The following is a 20,204-nucleotide window of genomic DNA, read 5'->3' as shown; positions in this document are numbered from 1 at the left end:
AAAGGTTTTCTCTTCGATTTTCAAAACATATAAAGCTGTTTGTCTTAGACAAACAGCTTTATTATTTTTAACACTCAGTCTTTGTACCTTTGCACCTCAAAATCTTAGCACCTCAGAAACTTAGTATCTCAGTACCTTTTTTTTCGTACCTTTAGATTCAAATTAAAAGTCATGAAAAACTTCGTTTACATCCTTGTAATTTTAGGTACGATCATCGCCTGCTCCACTGCCAAAACCAATGTAAGTGAGCCGGTAAATATGGACGTAGCCTTAAACGATACGGTACGAATTGCCAATGATTCTTTAGAATACGAAGTAATTATTATCGACAATGGTTTTAGTACATGGCTTGCCTCAAGGGCTTATCCGAGAAATTACTACTCCCAAAGTTATCTGGAGTCAAAAAATATTTTGTACATAAACGAATGGAATAATCGTGTTTTGCAGCCGCAACGTTACAATCCGGGTTTATATGAAATGAATATTAATTATAATCCCGCAATCAATTATGGATACGAGGTAAATTACCTCATTTATAATTACATGATTTATTTTCAAAATAGGTACAAACAAAAACTTTGGGGCTATGTTCCTTCCAGATAATGTTGTTATATTTGTAATCATTATAAATAAAAATGAATAAATTAAAGCAACGTTGGGGAATCACCTCAAACTTCCAACTCATCATTATTTTTATTGTTTTTGCCATCACCGGATCGGCATCGGCCTATTTGTCTAAGCCGTTTTGTGTTTGGCTGGGAATCACCAAAGAAGATTTTGGCGGATGGTTTACCCTAATCAGACTGATTATTATCTTCCCTATTTATCAGGTTTTATTGGTAGCGATAGGAACTATTTTCGGCCAGTTTCGTTTCTTTTGGAACTTTGAAAAGAGAATGCTCAAAAGCATGGGACTTGGATTTTTGTTTAAAGATTAAAAAGTTTTTATTTTTTCCTCTCTATGTAATAGGTATAAATCCATGTCAGTGTAAACGACGGAATTATATCTGTAAAAGGCAGAATTTCTTCAACAAAAGTCAAAATACCCGCTACTCTCCCCACTCGTCCTTTGTACATGTAAGTCATTAAAAAACCGGCAAGCGGTGCCCAGACAACATCGGCAAATTCCCCCACAAGAGGAATTGTAAAAGTCAGCATTCCGATTGCATCAAAAAGCAACCCTAATAAAAGCTTTTTCGTTTTTTCGTCCTTTACAATTATTTCTTCTTTCATATTTCTAAATTTAGTGCTATTTTATTTAAAAACCAACTTATTACAAATCAGAGGTTTTACATTTATAAAATGATCTTCCACCTACAATCAAATATTGTTCCTAAAATTCTGTTAGAACAGCTTACGATTTCAGCAGAATCTTTGTTTCTTTGTAAAAACAGTTTCATAAATGATACACGCAAAAAATATACATAAATTCTACGATCAGCTTGAAGTTTTAAAAGGCGTTGATTTGCATATTAAAAAAGGGGAAATTGTTTCAATTGTTGGCGCTTCCGGAGCCGGAAAGACAACCTTACTGCAAATTTTAGGAACACTTGACAAACCATCAAAATCAGAAACTGAAACTTCATTAATTATAAACGGAGAAAATATACTGGGTTTTAACGACAAAGCATTATCAAAATTCAGAAATTTAAATTTGGGCTTTATTTTTCAGTTTCACCAGTTATTACCGGAATTTACTGCCTTGGAGAATGTTTGCATCCCTGCTTATTTAGCTAATAAATCAAAATCAGAAACCGAAAAAGAAGCCAAAAGATTATTAGAATATCTTGGTTTGTCGCACAGAATAAATCACAAACCAAACGAACTTTCTGGCGGAGAACAACAACGTGTAGCTGTTGCAAGGGCTTTAATCAATAAACCTGACGTTATTTTTGCCGATGAACCTTCAGGTAATCTGGATACGCATTCTGCCGAAAACCTGCACCAGTTATTTTTTCAGCTGCGCGACGAATTCGGTCAGACTTTCGTGATCGTTACGCACAACGAAGAATTAGCCAATATGGCCGACAGAAAACTTATCATGTCAGACGGGCAAATAATTTCTTAAAATGGTTTTCATTCTTTTAAGCTGGATTTATATGGTTTTCACAACCATAAATATTGGTTTTTATACCAGTAAAATAACCAAAATAAAGAATTCAAATTTTGTTATTTGCTCCATTCTTGGCCTTTTTACCACTACGCTCCTTGCCGGTTTCTGGGCAATCTTTGAGAGGATTAATATCGAATTTCATGTCTTTTTTTTAGTTCTGAATATTGGAATTTATGTTAGATTTAAAAGTGAAATTCATCTCATTTACAAATCGCTTTTCCAGAAATTAGAGGCTCTGACACTTTCCTTAAAAGTAATATTATTTAGTACCACACTTTTAATTTTGGCCCAGTGCGCTTCAGTTCCCTACATAATTGATAATGAATCATATTATATTCAAACCATCAAATGGATAAATGAATATGGTTTTGTAAAAGGACTTGCCAATCTGCATATTTTCTTAGCACAAACCAGTGGCTGGCATATTGCGCAAAGTGTATTCAGCTTTTCTTTTTTATATCCCAATTTTAATGACCTAAGCGGATTTTTTCTTTTATTAGGCAATATCTATGCTTTTCCGCATCTTAATGCATATTTCAAAAACAAAGAAAGCAATCATCTCATTATCGGGCTGTTGCCTTTGGCGAATATTTTCTTCTTTTCCTTTATCAGCACACCGTCTCCTGATTTACCCATATATATTTTATCACTGATTCTCTTTTTTAAGTTTACTGAAAACTATAAAAACGGGAATCCGGAAACCTTTCATCTCATTTCCCTACTCGTTTTCTTTGCGGTATTTATCAAAACAACCTCAATTGTTCTGGTCTTAATTCCGTTGGTTTTATTTGCGAAACACTATAAAATGTTAATCCCGGAAATTGTAAAACCGGTGGTCATTGGCCTATTGGTTTTGCTTCTTTTTACCATAAAAAACACCATCATTAGTGGTTATCCTTTATTTCCTGCGGTAGCCAATCCATTTTCTTTTGATTTTCAGATTCCGGAAGCGATGGCTCATTTTTATTATGATGAAACCCGAACAGCGGCTTTTTCATTAACCGAAACTCAATTTGACAGTTTGGGAATCTTTGAAGTTTTTAAAATATGGATTTTCAGACCGGGACTACATGGCCTGTTCAATACCTTAATTTTAGTACTTCTTGTAATTACTCCAGCTTTCATCTTTAAGTTTTTCAATAAAAAACCTTTCTGGATGCTGTACGGAATACTGTTCTTTCAGATGATCGTACTGTTTCTATCGTCTCCTCAGTATCGCTTTTTCATGAATGCTGTACTGTTTTTTACTTTTTTAATTGCATCCACCATTCTAAGTACCCAAAAAAGTATTGTTATTTCCCTCTTCAGTTCATTAGGCATTTTAATAGTGATTCTGATGGTTCCCTTTAATCTAAGCCTTTTTACAACCAATGTTCATCTAAAAAACAATAGTACCCTTTCTGTAAGCGAAATAGTTTTTCCACATAGTAACAGCAAATTTGACCTCCGTTATCAAAGTATAAAAAACGGCAACCTGCTCTACAATTCTCCCATAAACAATACGTTTTTTTGGGGAAGCGGCGACGGAAAATTACCTTGTGTCAACAAAGACCAGCTAGAGTATTTTGAGGTATACTATAAAATAATACCTCAACTGCGCACCACACATTTAAAAGACGGCTTTTATGCCAAAAACATATCAAATGAATCAAACTGAACTTAAAGATTTTTTAGACGAAAAAGTCATTCAATACAACAATCAGGATTTTATTGAAAGTGATCCTGTACAGATTCCGCATTTGTTTACTCAAAAAGAAGACATCGAAATTGCGGGTTTCTTAAGTGCTACCATTGCCTGGGGAAATCGTAAAATGATTATTAAAAACTCGCATACCATGATGGAATTAATGGGCCATACGCCTTACGATTTTATCATGACCCATTCCGATGAAGATTTGGCAAGACTGGAAAATTTTGTTCACAGAACCTTTAACGGAAGCGATTTTGCAGGTTTTGTAAAAGGATTGCAGCACATTTATAAAAACCACAATGGCCTTGAAGCCGTTTTTGCTAAAAATCAGGAAAATGACAGCCTCCAAAAGAGCATTCATGAGTTTAAAAAGATCTTTTTTGAAACAGATCACCTTCCGCGGACTCAAAAACACATTTCAGATCCCCTAAACAATTCAGCAGCCAAAAGAATTAACATGTACCTGCGCTGGATGGTACGTCAGGATACAAAAGGAGTTGACCTGGGAATCTGGAAAACTATTTCACCAGCAGCCCTATCCTGCCCTTTAGATGTACATTCCGGCAATGTTGCCCGAAAACTAGGGATTCTGACCCGAAAACAAAATGATGGAAAAGCTTTGGCTGAATTAGACCAAAAACTCAGGGAAATGGATGCCCAAGACCCTGTAAAATACGATTTTGCCCTTTTTGGACTGGGTGTTTTTGAGGGATTTTAATATTTTCTATTTTCATCCTTCAGGCTAATTTCAGCGAATGTCAGGCTGAGCGAAGTCGAAGCCCGATTCCAATTGGTATGTTCTTCGACTTCGCTCAGAGGGACAAAATGGTATATAAATAGAAAATCAACAAAAAAACCATCATTTTAACGTACATTTGCACAAAATTTAATGTAAATGAGCACTTTCGAAAAATTCAATCTTCCAAAATCACTACAAAAAGCAATCGATGAATTGGGTTTTGTTACACCAACTCCAATTCAGGAAAAATCCTTTGCTGTGATTATGTCAGGTCGCGATATGATGGGAATTGCGCAAACAGGTACAGGTAAGACATTTGCCTATTTACTGCCTCTTTTAAAATTATACAAGTTTACCCCAACCAATACGCCAAAAATTGTAGTACTGGTTCCTACCCGTGAATTAGTCGTTCAGGTGGTAGAAGAAGTTGAGAAATTAACCAAATACATGTCGGTTAAGACACTTGGTATTTTTGGTGGTGTAAATATCAACACACAGAAAAAAGCCGTTTACGAAGGAGTTGATATTTTAGTGGGAACGCCCGGTCGTACGATGGACTTGGCTTTGGATGCGGTAATTCGTTTTGATGAAACTCAAAAATTAGTAATTGATGAGTTTGATGAAATGCTGAATTTAGGTTTCCGTACGCAATTAACAGCATTGCTGGCGATGATGAAAGCCAAACGTCAAAATATTTTATTCTCTGCCACAATGACGGATGAAGTCGATGCGGTTCTGAATGACTTTTTTGATTTTCCGGAAGAAGTAACACTTGCTGCTTCAGGAACTCCTCTTGAAAATATTACACAGATTACCTATAATGTTCCGAACTTTAATACTAAAGTGAACTTACTGAAACATTTATTGGAAACAAACGAAAGCATGGAACGTGTTTTGGTTTTTGTGAACAATAAAAAGATTTCAGACATGCTGCACACGCGTATCGAAGAAGATTTTGAAGGTCAGTTTGGGGTAATCCACTCCAATAAGTCCCAGAATTACCGTTTGAGTACCATGGCTGAATTTCAGGAAGGAAACCTTCGCGGACTGATTACTACCGATATTATGGCGAGAGGTCTGGATATTTCCAATATTTCGCATGTTATCAACTTTGAACTTCCGGAATTACCGGAATTGTACATGCACCGAATTGGACGTACAGGTCGTGCGGATGCCACGGGAACTGCCATTAGCTTTATCACGCCCCGTGAAGAAGAATTCAAAGTAGAAGTGGAAGTTTTGATGAACCAGGAACTTGCAATAGCTAATTTCCCGGAAGAAGTAGAAATTTCATCTAAGCTGATCGAACCTGAAAAAGAGCGTCAGCCTATTAAGTTTTTAATGAAAAAACAAAAACTTAGCGGAGATGGTGCTTTCCATGAAAAAGATAAAAAGAATAAAAAAGTGAATCTTGGAGGTCCTTCAAAAACCAAAAAGAAAACGCACGGTTCTGTTAACAGAAATATGCTGAAAACGAGAGATAAGAAGAGAAAAGATAAGAATAAATAGTTTTTTAAGGTGCTAAGTCGCTAAGATGCTAAGGAGCTAAGATTAAAAGACTCAAATGATAAATTAAATTTATCATTTGAGTCTTTTTTATTTTTAAGCCTAGCATCTTAGAACCTTAGCGACTTAGTACCTTTCAAACTAAATTTTAGTAAAAACCAATCCAACCGGTGAACACAGTTCTATTTTTTTACCTGTATCCGTCAGTTTTCCTGTGGCTTTGTCTCTTTTAAAGATTATGATGTTATTCGTATATTGATGTCCGACCAAAAGGTAATTTCCTGTGGGATCAATTGCAAAGTCCCTTGGTCCTTTTCCTAATGTACTTATTTGCTCAACAAGTTCTATTTTTCCGTCTTTAAGGATTTTATAAACAGTAATATTGTTGGCATCTACACGATCAGTTACATATAAAAATTTTCCATCAGGTGAAATTTTAATAGCCGCCGCTCCTGTACCTCCTTTAAAATCTTTGGCAAGTATACTCGTTGCGCCAATTACTTTTAAATTTCCGGTTTTATCATAGCTAAAAGTCGTTAACGTACCGTCTAATTCCTGAATTAGGTATACAAATTTCCCGTCTTTGCTAAAAGTTAAATGTCTCGGACCGCTTCCTGCTTTTACGTCAACTGTTCCTTTCAATGTTAGAATTTCATGTTTAGCAGTCGGATTGTATTTATAAATAAAAATCTTATCCTCGCCTAAGTCATTTGATAAAACAAACTTTTTATCCGGTGAAAAAACTACCATATGGACATGTGCTTTTTCCTGACGCGCTTTATTTGGTCCTTTTCCTTCATGCTGAATTAACTGTTGCCCCTCCGTGATACTTCCATCAGCATTTTTCTTAAATACAGCAATACTTCCGCCTGAATAATTGGCTATAATTACATTCTGAGCATCATTAATCAAATGACACGGATCTGCGCCCAGAGCATCATTTTTATTTAAAAAAGTAAGTTTTCCTGATTTGGCGTCATATCCAAAAGCACTTGCAGTACTTTGCGTTCCATTTTCATTCACAGCATAAATAAATTTATTATCTGATGAAACAGACAAATAACTCGGACTTAACACATTTTCTGAGTTGTTTTTCAATTTAAATTCACCTGTACCTGCATTGAATTCGTACACATAAATTCCTTTACTCTCACAAGTGTTCGTATAGGTTCCTACCAATAAATTAAATTTATTCTGAGCCTGCACAGTAGTAAAAACTAAAGCTGAAAAAAGAAACATATATAATCTTTTCATATTTTTTGAGTTGTTTTTTGAATTAGCTAAAATACTCAATATTCTCTTTTAGGAGTTATTTTTTATTACAAATGAATTTACAAAAGTTACATTTTTCAAATACCTGCACTTTAAACTATATAAGTCGTTTAAGAGATTATAAGTGAATGTTGTTTGTTCTTGTAAAAATTATATGAACTTAAATTACTTATAGGGTTTAACCAACATTCCGTATTTGGTTTAACTAAAAATTTGTATTTTTGACCAGTATCTTCACGAAAAAACAAACGTAGTGGAGTAAATCAAAGCCAGAATGCATTTTAAACATCCCGAAATTCTATACTTTCTGTTTTTATTGATTGTTCCAATTTTGGTTCATTTGTTTCAATTAAGACGTTTTAAAACCTCCTATTTTACTAATGTCCGCTTCCTGAAAGAACTTTCCATTCAAACCCGTAAAAGTTCTAAAATCAAAAAAAGACTCTTACTGGCTACCCGTTTATTATTGCTGGCTTTTGCGATTTTTGCGTTTGCACAGCCTTTTTTTGAAGCCAAAGACAGTAAAAATGCCTCTAACGAAATGTACATTGTCCTTGACAACTCCTTTAGTATGCAGGCAAAAGGAAAAAAAGGTGAATTATTAAAACGTGCCGTTCAGGAATTACTCGAAAACACGCCGGAAAGCGCTCAGTTTTCATTGCTTACCAATACTGAAAACTATTGGAATACCGATATTAAATCCTCCAAAAGCGCTTTACAAAACCTAAAATACAGCGCAACTCCGTTTGAGCTTTCGGCGATAATAGCCAAAATTAAAGCACATAAATCTGCTCATAAAAAGGACATTGTAGTGATTACGGATGCGGTAGGCCTTACTGAAAAAGACATAAAAAATATTGATGCCGAGGAACAGCCTTATTTTATAATTCCCGAAGCGGAACAAAAAAACAACATATCGATTGACAGCGTTTTCATCAATCAGACTTTGGAAAATTTTTATGAAATCAGTGTAAATTTATCGGCTTATGGGGAAAATTTCAAACCGGTTTCAATGGCCCTTTACAATCAAGACAAACTGATTGCCAAAACTATCATCAATTTTGATAACAAGAAAAAGAAAATCAATTTTACGATTCCAAAAGAAGCATTTCATGGTTACGTAACAATTGAAGACAATGGTCTGAGCTACGACAACAAGCTTTATTTTAGTATTTCAAAAACGAAGAAAACAAATGTAATCAGTATTGGCGATCCTGAAAAAAGCAACTTCTTATCGAGAATTTATACGCAAACGGAGTTCAACTACAACAACTATTCGCTCAGCAGTCTGGATTATAATAGTCTGGAAAAACAAAATACTATTATCTTAAACGAACTGGAGGAAGTGCCTCAGGCTTTACAGACAACCCTGAAAGCGTTTGTATCGAAAGGCGGAAATTTAGTAATCATACCCTCCGAAAAAAGTTCGGTCAGCAATCTGAATGCTTTTCTGGGCAATTTTGGAAAAATCCAGTTTAAAAACCTTCAGAATACAAGTAAGCTGATCACCAAAATTAACTTTGACCATCCTTTGTTTTCAGGTGTTTTTGAAAATAAAATTACGAATTTTCAATACCCGAAAACTGCGAAGTCATTTGATATTTCGAGTCCTTATCCGGCTGTTTTATCTTATGAAGATCAAAGTGTATTTCTGACCATGGTTCAGAATCCCGTGTCTGCCGTTTCTGTTTTTTCAGCACCTCTTAATAGTGTAATCTCAAACTTTCAGCAGTCTCCTTTAATTGTTCCTCTCTTTTACAAAATGGGACAGAACAACCAGAAAACGGGCGTTAATGCGCTTACGATCGGCAATAACCAGCCTTATTTCGTGGATGTTTTATTGACGAAAGATGCCATTTTAGAAATAAAAGGAAATGACGATTCTTTCATTCCGATTCAGCAGATATTGAATAGTAAGGTAAAATTAGTCTTTAACGACTTTCCGGAAACAGCTGGAAATTATAGTGCTTTTGATAAAAAAAACTGGGTAGAAAACCTGAGTTTCAACTACAAGCGAAGCGAAAGTGATTTAAGCCAGGCCAATACAAATGTGGTTTCTGATTTTAAAACCGCCGATACCCTTTCGACTATTTTTAACACGCTACAAACTGAGCGCACTGACAGTCAGATTTGGAAATGGTTTGTTATCTTTGCACTGTTATTTTTAGCATTAGAAATGGCAATTATAAAATTTGTAAAGTAAAGTTTAGTTTGCACAGGATATGTCACACTGCAAGGAATATTGAATGCGATTTCTCCTTCGTCGAAATGACACCATAACCTTTTAAGGTTTAAGATGCTACAATTTCAGTTTAAAATAAATTTATCTACATATGAAAATAATCATCAGAAGCGCCAAAATTATCGACTCCAAAAGTCCGTTTCATAACAAGACCGTTGATCTTTTAATTGCAGATGGTATTATAGAAAAAATAGGACCTTCAATTCTTGATATTGAAGATACAACCGAAGTAAAATTCGATAATTTACATCTTTCACAAGGCTGGTTTGACAGCAGTGTTTCTTTGGGAGAACCAGGTTATGAAGACAGGGAAACCATTGCAAACGGACTGAATGTTGCTGCAAAAAGCGGTTTTACCGGCATTGCACTGCAGCCCAACTCCTTCCCTGTAATCGACAATCAGTCGCAGATTAATTTTGTAAAAAACAAAGCAAATGGTTTTGCCACGGAACTTTTCCCGATTGGAGCTTTGACCAAAGCGAGTGAAGGAAAAGATATGGCCGAATTATTTGACATGAAAAAATCAGGTGCCATAGCTTTTGGCGATTACAATAAAAGCCTTGACAATGCCAATCTTCTTAAAATCGCTTTACAGTACGTGCAGGATTTTGATGGTTTGGTGATTTCGTATTCACAGGATGCCAACATCAAAGGAAATGGTGTTGCCAATGAAGGAATTGTTTCTACCCGCTTAGGTTTAAAAGGAATCCCAAACTTAGCCGAGGAATTAGAAATTTCCCGAAATTTGTTTTTACTGGAATACACCGGAGGAAAACTTCATATACCGACTATTTCCACAGCAAAATCTGCTACTATGATTAAGGAAGCGAAAGCGAAAGGCCTTAACGTTACCTGTAGTGTTGCCGTTCATCATTTGGTTTTAAATGATGAAAAATTAGAAGGTTTTGACACCCGATATAAAGTTACGCCGCCTCTACGCGCTGAAGCGGACAGAATTGCTCTTATCAATGCCGTTCTTGAGGGGACAATCGATATGATTACTTCGGATCATAATCCGATTGACATTGAATTCAAGAAAATGGAATTTGATACGGCTAAAAATGGTACAATCGGGCTCGAAAGTGCTTTTGGTGCTTTGCTGACTGTTTTACCTTTAGAAGTTATAATTGAAAAACTGACTTCAGGAAAAACTGTTTTTGGAATTGAAAACAACGTAATTGCAGAAGGTTCCAAAGCTAATTTTACGTTTTTTACCACCGAAGGAAAATACACTTTTACAAAAGAAAATATTCTTTCCAAATCTAAAAATTCTGCCTTCTTAGGAACAGAAATCCAGGGTGCTGTTTATGGCATTTTAAATCAAAATCAACTTGTTATCACAAAATAATCACATGAATAATTCAATCGAAGAGGGAAAAACTGCTGCAATTACCAGCTACATCTTAATTGTAGGCGTTCTTATTGCAATGTCTATGAACTCGGAAAATAAAAATAGTTTTGCTTCTTTCCATATCCGTCAGGCTTTGGGATTATCGCTGGCTTTCATTTCATTTGGAGCCATTATCAGCAATTTTGACAGCTTTTTCATTACTTTCCCCATGTGGATCTGCATCTCGGTTTTATGGAGTTATGGTATTTTTAGTGCCATTCAGGGACAAACAAGGCCCATTCCTTTAGTGGGAGAGCTTTTTCAGAAATGGTTTAGAAGTATTGGTTAGAATAAAATTCCAATTCCGAAACTTCGGGATAAATTCCAAATTCCAATAACTCTTTTATCAAGGTTGAAAATTTACAATTCACAACTCACACTTCATAATTAAAAAAAATGAATCTATCTTTAGAATATAAAATACAGGAACCAAAAGTTATCTTAGACAAAAATCCCGTTTTACTTTTATTACACGGTTATGGCAGCAACGAAGCCGATTTGTTTTCGTTTGCAACAGAATTGCCGGATCATTATTATGTTATTTCGGCAAGGGCTCCTTATGATTTGCAATATGGTGCATACGCCTGGTACGCTATTAATTTTGATGCAGATCAGAACAAATTTTCTGATAACGAACAAGCAAAAACCTCACGTGATGTAATCGCAACATTTGTTGATGAATTGGTTGCCAACTACCCTATCGATGCAAATAATGTAACTTTGATTGGTTTCAGTCAGGGCTCTATCCTGAGTTATGCCGTAGCACTTTCGTATCCTGAAAAAATCCAAAAGGTGGTTGCGATGAGTGGTTATTTTAATGAAGAAATCATCAAGGAAGGTTTTGAACAAAATGACTTTACAAACCTGAAAATATTTGCTTCTCACGGAACTGTCGATCAGGTTATTCCAATTGACTGGGCGAGAAAAACACCAGGGATTTTAGAAAAATTAAATATTCCGGTTACTTATAAAGAATACCCTGTTGGTCACGGTGTTGCACCGCAGAATTTCTTTGATTTTAAGAACTGGCTCGCTGAGTAGTATTCAGTTTTCAGTCGCAGTTTACAGTTTTAAATACTGGACACTGCGACTGAATACTGTAAACTTTATTTCTGGTACAGCAAAGACTGGTTTACTTCAAAAGTAATGCTTTCATCATCGGCAACAAAGTATTTCAACAACACTTCTCCCCAATATTCTCCATTGCTGTAATCTGCAATAATCCATCTGTGGTTCAATATTTTAACTTTATTGATAATAAATTTTTTACCTTCAATTTTGTCCTGTCCTGTGTACGGATTGCCGTTTGGATTTGAATTGTAATCCAGTAATTTTTCGGTTACCACCGGAATCAGTTTTTCGTAAAGAATGACTTTTCCTCCCGAAGCACTGTTATCAAAATAATTCTGTGCATTTTCGTTATTTTCCAAAGAAAAATAATTCGATTCTGCCAGTTTTGTGGTCACCAGATTGATGCTGTCTCTTAGTTTTTTGGTTGTTTTGTCATATCGTTCCTGCCCGAATTTCACTTCACGACTGTAAAACATATAGGTAAAAACATTCATTAATATCGCAAGGATAAAAAGATAAAGCATTAAGGATTTTTTCATTTTTGGAATATAATTAAATTGTAATTTCTAAATTATCGTAAGCCAGGAAGACATTTTCAGGAAGCTGCTGCTGTACTTCTTCGTGAAAACCCAAGACATGGCTGATATGTGTTAAATAAGCCACTTCAGGTTTTACCAAATCAATAAAATCAAGTGCTTCCTGCAAGTTGAAATGTGTATCATGAGGTTCTACACGCAAAGCGTTTACCACCAAAACTTTCAGGTTTTTGAGCTTTTTAATTTCGGTTTCAGCAATGGTTTTTACATCGGTGAGATACGCAAAATCATCAATTCGATATCCGAAAACCTGCAAGTCGCCATGCATAACATTTACCGGAATGGCTATTTTATCGCCAACTGCAAAAGGTTCGTCGTTTTTAACTTCGATGGTTTTTACACTTGGGGCACCCGGATATTTGTTTACGGTTTCGAAAACATATTCAAAACGTCGTCTGAGATTGTCTATTACACGCTGATGTGCATACACCGGAATTTCACCCTGTCTGAAATTAAACGGACGAATATCGTCCAGACCTGCTGTGTGATCGGCATGTTCATGTGTAAATAAAATAGCATCGAGCTGGCGGCATCCGCAGGAAAGCATCTGCTGCCTGAAATCCGGCCCACAGTCTATCACGTACGAATGGGTGTCCCACGTAATCCAGATGGATACACGTAGCCTTTTGTCCTTAGCATCAGTGCTATTGCAAACAGGATGATCTACCCCAATAATTGGGATCCCCTGAGAAGTGCCGGTACCTAAAAAATAGATCTTCAATTGAACTTAATTTTTTTACAAAAATAGGATTATTTCTCTTTCATTAGAAGCCTAATTTGCTAACTTTGTAACAAATCTATTTAAAATAAAATGGGTACAGAAATAAAACTCAAAGGTGACAAGGTCATCGAACAGATTCCTTCTATAAAAGACAAAGCGTTACGCATTAATTTAAACGAGAATATTTACGGAACATTTGCTGAAATAGGCGCTGGACAAGAAACAGTTAGGCATTTTTTCAGATCCGGAGGTTCATCGGGAACAATTGCAAAAGCAATGTCTGCCTATGACAAAGATTTTAGTGATGCTGTGTATGGGATTGAGGGTGACGGAAGATATGTAACCGAAAACCGACTCAAAAAAATGTTAACCTTCGAAGGCGAACTTATCGAAGAACGTCTGAGCCGCGAAAAACACCCGAACAAACTTTTCTTTAGTTACGCCAATACTGTTGCCACTATCGATTTTGCCAAACAATTTAAAGGTCACGGCTGGGTTGGAATACGATACCAGATAGAACCGGACGAAGCATACAACGAAATTATTCTCCACATTCGTTTTAAAGAGACTGACGCACGACTACAACAGGAAACACTGGGAATTTTAGGTGTAAACTTAATTTACGGTGCTTTTTACAAATACAATGACCCAAAACGATTACTTCGTTATTTATACGATCACTTAGACAAGGACCAGCTCGAAATCGATACTATTAACTTCTCAGGACCTCGTTTTGCAGATGTTGACAATCGTCTGATGAGTCTGCAACTGGTTAAAAACGGAATGACAGACGCCGTAATGTTTAACCCTGAGGGAAAAAACATTTTACCGGCTGCTATTTTATACAAAAAGAACCTTTTGGCTTTCAGAGGAAGTTTTCGTCCCGTTACAAATGTAAACCTTGACATGTACGAGAAATCACTGAAAATGTTTCTTGAAGAAAATAAGGTTGAAAAAGACAATACTTTGGTCGTTTTCGAAATTACGCTTTCCAATTTACGTTCTGATGGTGAAATTGATGAACGTGATTTCATGGACAGGGCTGAGTTGCTTTGTTCATTAGGACAAACGGTTATGATTTCGAATTTCCAGGAATATTATAAAGTAGTGGAATATTTTGCTAATTATACCAAAGCCAGAATGGGATTGGCAATGGGAGTAAATAACCTAATTGATATTTTTGACGAGAAATATTACCGTCACCTGAGTGGTGGAATCCTGGAAGCTTTTGGAAAATTATTCTACCGCGATATGAAAGTATTTTTATATCCGATGCTGGGTGAAAATGGAGAAATTATTACTTCTGAAAATCTAAAAGTACATCCTAGAATGAAAGAACTGTATAAATTCTTCAAATTCAACGGAAAAGTAGTGGATATCGTAGATTATAATCATGAAATATTAAATGTATTCTCACGTGAAGTGCTAAAAATGATCAGTCAGGGGAAATCCGGCTGGGAACCAATGCTTCCTTCAGGAGTTGCAGAAATTATAAAAGAGCACCATCTTTTTGGGTATCATCCGCAAATCGAATTGGAACAAAATACTTAATTAAAAAGGCCCTTATCCGGGGCTTTTTTTTTGTTTCAGGTTTCAGGTTTTGAACTGCGTAAGACTTTAACACATTTTTTTATAACGGTATTTAAACAGGCAAAGTTCGCAAAGCTTTGTGTTGATTTGGCTTTGCGAACTTTGCAATTTCTTAGCGTGCTTTGCGGTTAAAACTACACGTCAAGATTGAAACCCGAAACAAAAAAACTATTTCAAAATCTGCGCTGCGTGTTCTTTTGTTTTTACATTTTCGATTACTTCATCTATGATTCCGTTTTCGTCAATTACAAAAGTGGTTCTGTGGATTCCGTCGTATTCTTTTCCCATGAATTTTTTAGGACCCCAGACACCAAAAGCATTGATTACCGCTTTATCTTCATCGGCAATTAACGGGAAAGGGAATTCGTATTTGTCTTTGAATTTTCCCTGTGCTTTCTGACTGTCGGCACTAACTCCAAGAAGTTCATAGTTATTCGCTTTAAACCGTTCAAAATTATCTCTTAAATCACATGCTTCTGCCGTACAACCCGGCGTACTTGCTTTCGGGTAAAAGAAAACGACTAGTTTTTTTCCGGCGTAATCTGCCAGTGTATGTACTTTTCCATCCTGATCTGCTCCTGAAAACTGCGGGGCTTTATCACCTTTTTTTAATGTTATCATTTTTATTTTTATTTTAGATTGTTGCTTTTAGATTTTAGAGTTAAGAATATAGAGTAAAGAGTAGAGAATAAAGAGTAGAGAATAAAGATTTTTGTTTTTGGATTTATCCCTGAAACTAATTATATCTAACTTTAAGCTAATAACGCATAACTAATAACGCATAACTTTTAACTTATAATTCATTATTTTTACGGGATTAAAAATACGGAAATGAATAAAGAAGCCCGCGTACAATTTGTTATAAATACGTTAAAAGAACTCTACCCTACTATACCTGTTCCTCTTGATCACAAAGATCCCTATACTTTACTGATTGCTGTTTTATTATCGGCACAATGTACCGACGTGCGCGTGAATCAAATTACACCTTTACTTTTTGCAAAAGCGGATAATCCGTATGACATGATAAAAATGTCTGTGGAAGAAATTAAGGAAATTATTCGCCCTTGCGGACTATCTCCGATGAAGTCGAAGGGGATTTATGGTTTATCGCAAATTCTTATTGACAAACATGACGGAAAAGTACCTCAGAGTTTTGAAGCACTGGAGGAATTACCTGCTGTTGGTCATAAAACAGCAAGTGTCGTCATGTCGCAGGCTTTCGGAGTTCCGGCTTTTCCGGTTGATACACACATTCACCGATTGATGTACAGATGGAATCTTTCGAATGGAAAGAATGTGGTGCAAACAGAAAAAGACGCCAAAAGATTGTTCCCAAGAGAATTATGGAATGATTTACATTTACAAATTATCTGGTACGGTCGTGAATACTCTCCTGCCCGTGGCTGGAGTTTAGAAAAAGATATTATTACGAGAACGATTGGAAAGAAATCTATTATCGAGGAAATGAGTAAGGTGAAGTAATTGCACATGTCATCAAAAATGAATTACATAGAGGTTTACGTCAGGCTAAATTTATAAAATATAAAATGAAAAGGTTTAAATAGTGGATTTTCTAAATCAGAAAACCCGACTATTTAAACCTTTGCAACTTTGAACCTCAACAACCTACATTCCGCCCTTTAAGGAATTATATTCAGCTGTCATATCTAGTGACCTGTAAACTCCCAAAAGTGTTTTTACAACGGATTCATTTTTAGGTTCAATAAGAAGTGCTTTTTTAAGATATGGAATGGCACTTCTGACAATATCATCTTTTTTAGCATTTAATTTATCGTATTGCTGCATTTCTTTTGGGCTGGTTCCTAAAGCGGAAATCTCTTCTGCTAAAGCCTTTTTTAATTCCAGTTTTAAATACGCAAGATTTACGTAGGCATCAACACAATTAGGATCTATCTCCAAAACACTATTGTATGTTGTTTCTGCTTTGGCAAAATCTTTTTTCTCCAGATACGAATATGCCAGATTTTTATTGACTTCTAACTTTTTTGAAGGAACAGATTCTGTTCTTGGCTTCTCATAAAGTCCGGCATCAATAGCAGATTGTCTGGCTTTTGGTGATATAAAAGTATCTTCTTCTTTTGTCTTTTTGTTTGTAGCATAATACAGAATTCCTTTTCCCGAGAAGTTGATTTTCTTAAGCTGCTCGTAATATTTGATTGCCGAATCATAATCTTCCGCATTTACAGAAGCTGCTGCTGCATTATACAAATTCAGGGTATCTTTTTTATCAAACAAATACACCTTAAAACTCTTTTCTGCGCTTTCTTTAAACTTACCTGCCTTAAAATCATTCATGGCCCCATTTACGAGACTCGATTTCATTTGTTTTAAGGCTGCACCCGCTTTTACACTGGATTTATATTTTCCGGATTCATTTTCATATAACATGACATCCTGATAAGCTTGCGAAGCTAAGGTAAAGTTATTAGCCGCATCTATATCTTTGGTGGCCAGATCCTTTAATACATTTCCTTTCAAAAAATAAAAATCAGATTTGTCTTCATCCGGCGCATTAAGAATCAGGTATTCTGTTTTATTCAAAATTCCTATTGCAGCCTGGGGATTCCCTTTTTCAAAAATAGATTGTGCTTCTTTAATTTGTGCATTTTGAGCATACACACTAACATTTATCAAAACTATTGATAGTATTACGTATTTCATTTTCTTTTTCATTTGAACTTAGGTTTGATGGTTAAATAAAGTTTTGGATTTTATTTCCTGAGCAATTTTGGCAGAACATGCCGGGCCTAAAAGGGAGTATGACTATTTTCAAAAATAGTTTTGATTTCCGGATAACCTGGATTTTGTATGGTATCCTTTAAGCAAAATTGCATCTTGTTTTAATTCCATTTATGGAATCAAAAGCATATCAAACTGAACAAATTAATTAGTGTAGTTTTTTATCATATTAAACATTTTAAGGGGTTACAGATTCTTTCATTACTTTTTAAACATACTTATAAAAAATATATGATTTTAACAATATTTAAACTATAAATACCTTTTTATTAATTATTTGTTACAAACAATTTATTTTTATCTAAAATAAAATTAAAAACTGAATAGACAAATAAAATCTAAATAATTTTTTAACCAAAATATAACCTTGATTTTATTATAAACAATAACTTACAATTATTCAAAATAAAATATATTATTTACTACAAAACAATACAAATACAATGATTAATTCAGTTTACGATAATGATGAAGAGTCTTATAATTCCTATATAATGAAACAGAAAAAGGGTTGTGATTTTGAATTTAAGTAAAAAAAAAAAACTCACTAACTGTATTCGCATACAAATAGTGAGCTTTCAACCAAAACGACCATTTGGTTTTTCTTTCAGAATAAACATCCGACCAAGGCGGTGGGCTGTTTAATTAGCTATAATATCAAAACTTTTGTCTTTTATTTTCACAACTGTCAACGCTTGTGAATAATTTAATAAAAAAGAAACGACTTCTTTTTTGGGTTTTAAGTTTTTAGAAGCTAATGCTTTTTTAGAGTAAATTTTCGCCATACCATGAAAGTGTTTATACTAGTATAACGGGCTAATGCTCAAAATAGTATTAGTTGGTTAAAATAATTTGATGTTTGTCAATTATTTTTCTCAAATTCATTAAGGCATAACGCATTCTTCCTAAAGCCGTATTGATACTTACACCTGTAAGTTCCGATATTTCTTTGAAGCTCATATCCTGATACATACGCATCACTAAGACCTCTTTTTGGTCCTCAGGAAGCTCTTCAATAATTTTTTTAAGGTCAACTTCGACCTGATCAAAAATCATCTTATTTTCGATTGTTAAAGAATCGTCAGACATCACAGAGAAGATAGAAAACTCTTCTGTTTCCCTGTACATTGGCATTTTTTTGTTCTTGCGAAAATGATCAACAATTAAATTATGGGAAATACGCATTACCCAGGGTAAAAATTTACCTTCTTCGTTATATGAATTGCTTTTAAGGGTTTTAATTACCTTAATGAAAGTATCCTGAAAAATGTCGTTTGAAATATCTCTATCAGCAATCTTTGAATATATAAATCCATATATCTTAGACTCATGCCTTTTTATTAATGTTGCCAAAGCATTTTCGTTGCCTTCAACATAATTTTTTACTAATAGAGCGTCTGGAATATGCAGATCAGCCATAATACTACTTTTTTAGTTTCTGTTTAAAATTTGGAGTAATTTTTTCTAAAAAGTAATTTTATATAATAGGCGTGATCTTTTTTAGTTTTGTTAATAATCTGTTCAAATTTAACAAATAATTATTTTAAAAAGCAAATGCAAACAACAAATAATTAATAATAAAATGGTAATTAATCTTAATTAAAGTTAATATATTCTGTCAAAGTCTTTAAAATTGCCAAATAACAGTAATGTTTTAACATTTAAAAAAAGAAGACAAAACTTTCTAAACCACTTAATTTAAACCAGTTACGTCTTCTTTTTTAATACTATTTATTGTATTTAAATGATTATTGATAGACCCGAACATAATCTACGTAATATTTTTGAGGCAATACAGCATCGTCTACATCAGGTCCTCCAAAATTTCCGCCAATCGCAAGATTAAGAATAATGTAAAATGGTTTGTCAAATGGCCAGGTATTTTCGTCTTTAATTTGGGGGTTGAAAGTATAAACTAAGGTAGTGTCTACAAAAAAATCGATTTTGTCTTTCGACCATTCTATAGCATAGACATGATACCCTTCTTCAATGGTAGGGAATTCTGTTCTTTTGGTATTGATTGTATTACCGTGACTGTCCTGTGTGTGTAAGGTTGTGTACACCATATGGGGATCCCTTCCTATGTATTCCAAAATATCTATCTCTCCTGTTTTTGGCCACTTTACTTCATCGATATTAGCTCCTAACATCCAAAATGCAGGCCAGAGACCATGTCCGACAGGCAATTTTGCCCTTGCTTCTATTCGCCCGTATTTAAATTCTTTTTTTCCTTTGGTTGTAATTTTTGTGGAAGTGTATTTAGTTCCTTCTTTTCGGGCTTCTATAATTAAATTCCCATCTTTTAATACGTGATTGGTTTTCGTATAAATTTGCCTTTCGTTATTTCCATAACCACACAAATCCGGGCAGCCATCTCCTAGTTCGAAGTTCCAGAAAGATTCATTTATTTTCTTTTTATTAAAATTTTCTTCCCATATAAGCTTTCGATTGGCTTTTTGCGCAAAACAAAAGCTGCTGATCAATAATAACACAACTACTTTTTTCATAGTA

General features: G+C 34.8%; 21 protein-coding genes. 12 read left to right on the top strand and 9 right to left on the bottom strand.

Annotated features, from left to right (window positions below; genetic code table 11):
- The first annotated feature begins 171 nt into the window (after window positions 1-171).
- Window positions 172-603 (top strand): DUF6146 family protein, encoded by a 432-nt coding sequence (locus GJU43_RS11050; RefSeq protein ID WP_154340818.1) that lies wholly within the window; start codon window positions 172-174, stop codon window positions 601-603.
- A 32-nt stretch (window positions 604-635) separates the two neighbouring features.
- Window positions 636-938: a DUF6787 family protein gene (locus GJU43_RS11045; protein ID WP_154340817.1), complete on the top strand. Its 303-nt coding sequence runs from the start codon at window positions 636-638 to the stop codon at window positions 936-938.
- Window positions 939-945: 7 nt separating this feature from the next.
- On the opposite strand, the gene GJU43_RS11040 is transcribed toward GJU43_RS11045, so the two are convergent.
- Window positions 946-1,233 (bottom strand): hypothetical protein, encoded by a 288-nt coding sequence (locus GJU43_RS11040; RefSeq protein WP_154340816.1) that lies wholly within the window; start codon window positions 1,231-1,233, stop codon window positions 946-948.
- Window positions 1,234-1,402: 169 nt separating this feature from the next.
- On the opposite strand from GJU43_RS11040, the gene GJU43_RS11035 reads away from it, so the two are divergent.
- From GJU43_RS11035 to GJU43_RS11020, 4 genes are all read left to right on the top strand, one after another.
- A complete protein-coding gene (locus GJU43_RS11035; protein WP_154340815.1) occupies window positions 1,403-2,068 on the top strand; it encodes an ABC transporter ATP-binding protein in 666 nt (221 codons plus the stop codon).
- A 1-nt stretch (window position 2,069) separates the two neighbouring features.
- Window positions 2,070-3,770, top strand: coding sequence for a hypothetical protein (locus tag GJU43_RS11030; protein ID WP_154340814.1), 1,701 nt, complete (start codon window positions 2,070-2,072; stop codon window positions 3,768-3,770).
- Complete coding sequence (locus GJU43_RS11025) at window positions 3,757-4,521, top strand: TIGR02757 family protein (RefSeq protein ID WP_154340813.1); 765 nt, start codon at window positions 3,757-3,759, stop codon at window positions 4,519-4,521. The genes GJU43_RS11030 and GJU43_RS11025 overlap by 14 nt, the downstream gene beginning before the upstream one ends.
- Before the next feature lie 177 nt (window positions 4,522-4,698).
- Complete coding sequence (locus tag GJU43_RS11020; RefSeq protein ID WP_154340812.1) at window positions 4,699-6,051, top strand: DEAD/DEAH box helicase; 1,353 nt, start codon at window positions 4,699-4,701, stop codon at window positions 6,049-6,051.
- Between the two features lie 138 nt (window positions 6,052-6,189).
- Here GJU43_RS11020 and GJU43_RS11015 read toward each other — a convergent pair whose 3' ends face one another.
- Window positions 6,190-7,302 (bottom strand): lactonase family protein, encoded by a 1,113-nt coding sequence (locus tag GJU43_RS11015; RefSeq protein ID WP_154340811.1) that lies wholly within the window; start codon window positions 7,300-7,302, stop codon window positions 6,190-6,192.
- 292 nt (window positions 7,303-7,594) lie between these two features.
- Here GJU43_RS11015 and GJU43_RS11010 point away from each other — a divergent pair, with 292 nt between their 5' ends.
- From GJU43_RS11010 to GJU43_RS10995, 4 genes are all read left to right on the top strand, one after another.
- Window positions 7,595-9,523 carry a BatA and WFA domain-containing protein gene (locus GJU43_RS11010; protein ID WP_154340810.1) on the top strand — a complete coding sequence of 643 codons (1,929 nt, stop codon included), beginning with the start codon at window positions 7,595-7,597 and terminating at the stop codon, window positions 9,521-9,523.
- 130 nt (window positions 9,524-9,653) lie between these two features.
- On the top strand, window positions 9,654-10,910 hold the full coding sequence (locus tag GJU43_RS11005; protein ID WP_154340809.1) for a dihydroorotase family protein: 1,257 nt from the start codon (window positions 9,654-9,656) through the stop codon (window positions 10,908-10,910).
- A gap of 4 nt (window positions 10,911-10,914) precedes the next feature.
- Window positions 10,915-11,241 carry a hypothetical protein gene (locus GJU43_RS11000; protein ID WP_154340808.1) on the top strand — a complete coding sequence of 109 codons (327 nt, stop codon included), beginning with the start codon at window positions 10,915-10,917 and terminating at the stop codon, window positions 11,239-11,241.
- 107 nt (window positions 11,242-11,348) lie between these two features.
- Window positions 11,349-11,993, top strand: coding sequence for an alpha/beta hydrolase (locus tag GJU43_RS10995; RefSeq protein ID WP_154340807.1), 645 nt, complete (start codon window positions 11,349-11,351; stop codon window positions 11,991-11,993).
- A gap of 65 nt (window positions 11,994-12,058) precedes the next feature.
- On the opposite strand, the gene GJU43_RS10990 is transcribed toward GJU43_RS10995, so the two are convergent.
- Together GJU43_RS10990 and GJU43_RS10985 are read right to left on the bottom strand one after the other, a co-directional pair.
- Window positions 12,059-12,562, bottom strand: a complete 504-nt coding sequence (locus GJU43_RS10990) for a hypothetical protein (protein WP_154340806.1) — start codon at window positions 12,560-12,562, stop codon at window positions 12,059-12,061.
- Between the two features lie 13 nt (window positions 12,563-12,575).
- Window positions 12,576-13,340, bottom strand: a complete 765-nt coding sequence (locus GJU43_RS10985) for an MBL fold metallo-hydrolase (RefSeq protein WP_154340805.1) — start codon at window positions 13,338-13,340, stop codon at window positions 12,576-12,578.
- Between the two features lie 90 nt (window positions 13,341-13,430).
- Here GJU43_RS10985 and GJU43_RS10980 point away from each other — a divergent pair, with 90 nt between their 5' ends.
- Window positions 13,431-14,891, top strand: a complete 1,461-nt coding sequence (locus GJU43_RS10980; RefSeq protein ID WP_154340804.1) for a TonB-dependent receptor — start codon at window positions 13,431-13,433, stop codon at window positions 14,889-14,891.
- Between the two features lie 207 nt (window positions 14,892-15,098).
- On the opposite strand, the gene bcp is transcribed toward GJU43_RS10980, so the two are convergent.
- Entirely contained in the window at window positions 15,099-15,551 is a 453-nt protein-coding gene (gene bcp, locus GJU43_RS10975; RefSeq protein WP_154340803.1) for a thioredoxin-dependent thiol peroxidase, read from the bottom strand.
- Window positions 15,552-15,761: 210 nt separating this feature from the next.
- Here bcp and nth point away from each other — a divergent pair, with 210 nt between their 5' ends.
- The gene (gene nth / locus GJU43_RS10970; RefSeq protein WP_154340802.1) at window positions 15,762-16,415 is read left to right on the top strand and encodes an endonuclease III; all 654 of its coding nucleotides are present in this window, start codon (window positions 15,762-15,764) and stop codon (window positions 16,413-16,415) included.
- Window positions 16,416-16,559: 144 nt separating this feature from the next.
- Here the strand turns inward: nth and GJU43_RS10965 are convergent, their stop codons facing one another.
- From GJU43_RS10965 to GJU43_RS10955, 4 genes are all read right to left on the bottom strand, one after another.
- The gene (locus GJU43_RS10965; RefSeq protein WP_229655043.1) at window positions 16,560-17,615 is read right to left on the bottom strand and encodes a lipopolysaccharide assembly protein LapB; all 1,056 of its coding nucleotides are present in this window, start codon (window positions 17,613-17,615) and stop codon (window positions 16,560-16,562) included.
- 719 nt (window positions 17,616-18,334) lie between these two features.
- The gene (locus tag GJU43_RS22810) at window positions 18,335-18,478 is read right to left on the bottom strand and encodes a hypothetical protein (RefSeq protein WP_171570675.1); all 144 of its coding nucleotides are present in this window, start codon (window positions 18,476-18,478) and stop codon (window positions 18,335-18,337) included.
- Between the two features lie 49 nt (window positions 18,479-18,527).
- A complete protein-coding gene (locus GJU43_RS10960) occupies window positions 18,528-19,112 on the bottom strand; it encodes an RNA polymerase sigma factor (RefSeq protein ID WP_127337092.1) in 585 nt (194 codons plus the stop codon).
- A 329-nt stretch (window positions 19,113-19,441) separates the two neighbouring features.
- Window positions 19,442-20,200, bottom strand: coding sequence for a family 16 glycosylhydrolase (locus GJU43_RS10955; RefSeq protein WP_154340800.1), 759 nt, complete (start codon window positions 20,198-20,200; stop codon window positions 19,442-19,444).
- Window positions 20,201-20,204: the final 4 nt, after the last annotated feature.

The organism is Flavobacterium sp. LC2016-23, assembly GCF_009674775.1.
In the GTDB taxonomy this organism is placed as follows: Bacteria; Bacteroidota; Bacteroidia; order Flavobacteriales; family Flavobacteriaceae; genus Flavobacterium.
Note: the sequence above shows the minus strand (reverse complement) of the source record. Positions and strands in the feature narration are given on the sequence as shown.

Excerpts from the sequence above, each read along its gene's own strand:
- GJU43_RS10980 (WP_154340804.1), top strand. The coding sequence starts at position 13,431 with ATGGGTACAGAAATAAAACTCAAAGGTGACAAGGTCATCGAACAGATT.
- GJU43_RS11005 (WP_154340809.1), top strand. The coding sequence starts at position 9,654 with ATGAAAATAATCATCAGAAGCGCCAAAATTATCGACTCCAAAAGTCCG.
- GJU43_RS10955 (WP_154340800.1), bottom strand. The coding sequence starts at position 20,200 with ATGAAAAAAGTAGTTGTGTTATTATTGATCAGCAGCTTTTGTTTTGCG.
- GJU43_RS10990 (WP_154340806.1), bottom strand. The coding sequence starts at position 12,562 with ATGAAAAAATCCTTAATGCTTTATCTTTTTATCCTTGCGATATTAATG.
- GJU43_RS11015 (WP_154340811.1), bottom strand. The coding sequence starts at position 7,302 with ATGAAAAGATTATATATGTTTCTTTTTTCAGCTTTAGTTTTTACTACT.
- GJU43_RS10960 (WP_127337092.1), bottom strand. The coding sequence starts at position 19,112 with ATGGCTGATCTGCATATTCCAGACGCTCTATTAGTAAAAAATTATGTT.
- GJU43_RS10995 (WP_154340807.1), top strand. The coding sequence starts at position 11,349 with ATGAATCTATCTTTAGAATATAAAATACAGGAACCAAAAGTTATCTTA.
- GJU43_RS10965 (WP_229655043.1), bottom strand. The coding sequence starts at position 17,615 with ATGAAATACGTAATACTATCAATAGTTTTGATAAATGTTAGTGTGTAT.
- GJU43_RS11025 (WP_154340813.1), top strand. The coding sequence starts at position 3,757 with ATGAATCAAACTGAACTTAAAGATTTTTTAGACGAAAAAGTCATTCAA.
- GJU43_RS11000 (WP_154340808.1), top strand. The coding sequence starts at position 10,915 with ATGAATAATTCAATCGAAGAGGGAAAAACTGCTGCAATTACCAGCTAC.
- GJU43_RS11045 (WP_154340817.1), top strand. The coding sequence starts at position 636 with ATGAATAAATTAAAGCAACGTTGGGGAATCACCTCAAACTTCCAACTC.
- GJU43_RS11035 (WP_154340815.1), top strand. The coding sequence starts at position 1,403 with ATGATACACGCAAAAAATATACATAAATTCTACGATCAGCTTGAAGTT.
- GJU43_RS11010 (WP_154340810.1), top strand. The coding sequence starts at position 7,595 with ATGCATTTTAAACATCCCGAAATTCTATACTTTCTGTTTTTATTGATT.
- GJU43_RS22810 (WP_171570675.1), bottom strand. The coding sequence starts at position 18,478 with ATGGCGAAAATTTACTCTAAAAAAGCATTAGCTTCTAAAAACTTAAAA.
- GJU43_RS11050 (WP_154340818.1), top strand. The coding sequence starts at position 172 with ATGAAAAACTTCGTTTACATCCTTGTAATTTTAGGTACGATCATCGCC.
- GJU43_RS11040 (WP_154340816.1), bottom strand. The coding sequence starts at position 1,233 with ATGAAAGAAGAAATAATTGTAAAGGACGAAAAAACGAAAAAGCTTTTA.
- GJU43_RS11020 (WP_154340812.1), top strand. The coding sequence starts at position 4,699 with ATGAGCACTTTCGAAAAATTCAATCTTCCAAAATCACTACAAAAAGCA.
- nth (WP_154340802.1), top strand. The coding sequence starts at position 15,762 with ATGAATAAAGAAGCCCGCGTACAATTTGTTATAAATACGTTAAAAGAA.
- bcp (WP_154340803.1), bottom strand. The coding sequence starts at position 15,551 with ATGATAACATTAAAAAAAGGTGATAAAGCCCCGCAGTTTTCAGGAGCA.
- GJU43_RS11030 (WP_154340814.1), top strand. The coding sequence starts at position 2,070 with ATGGTTTTCATTCTTTTAAGCTGGATTTATATGGTTTTCACAACCATA.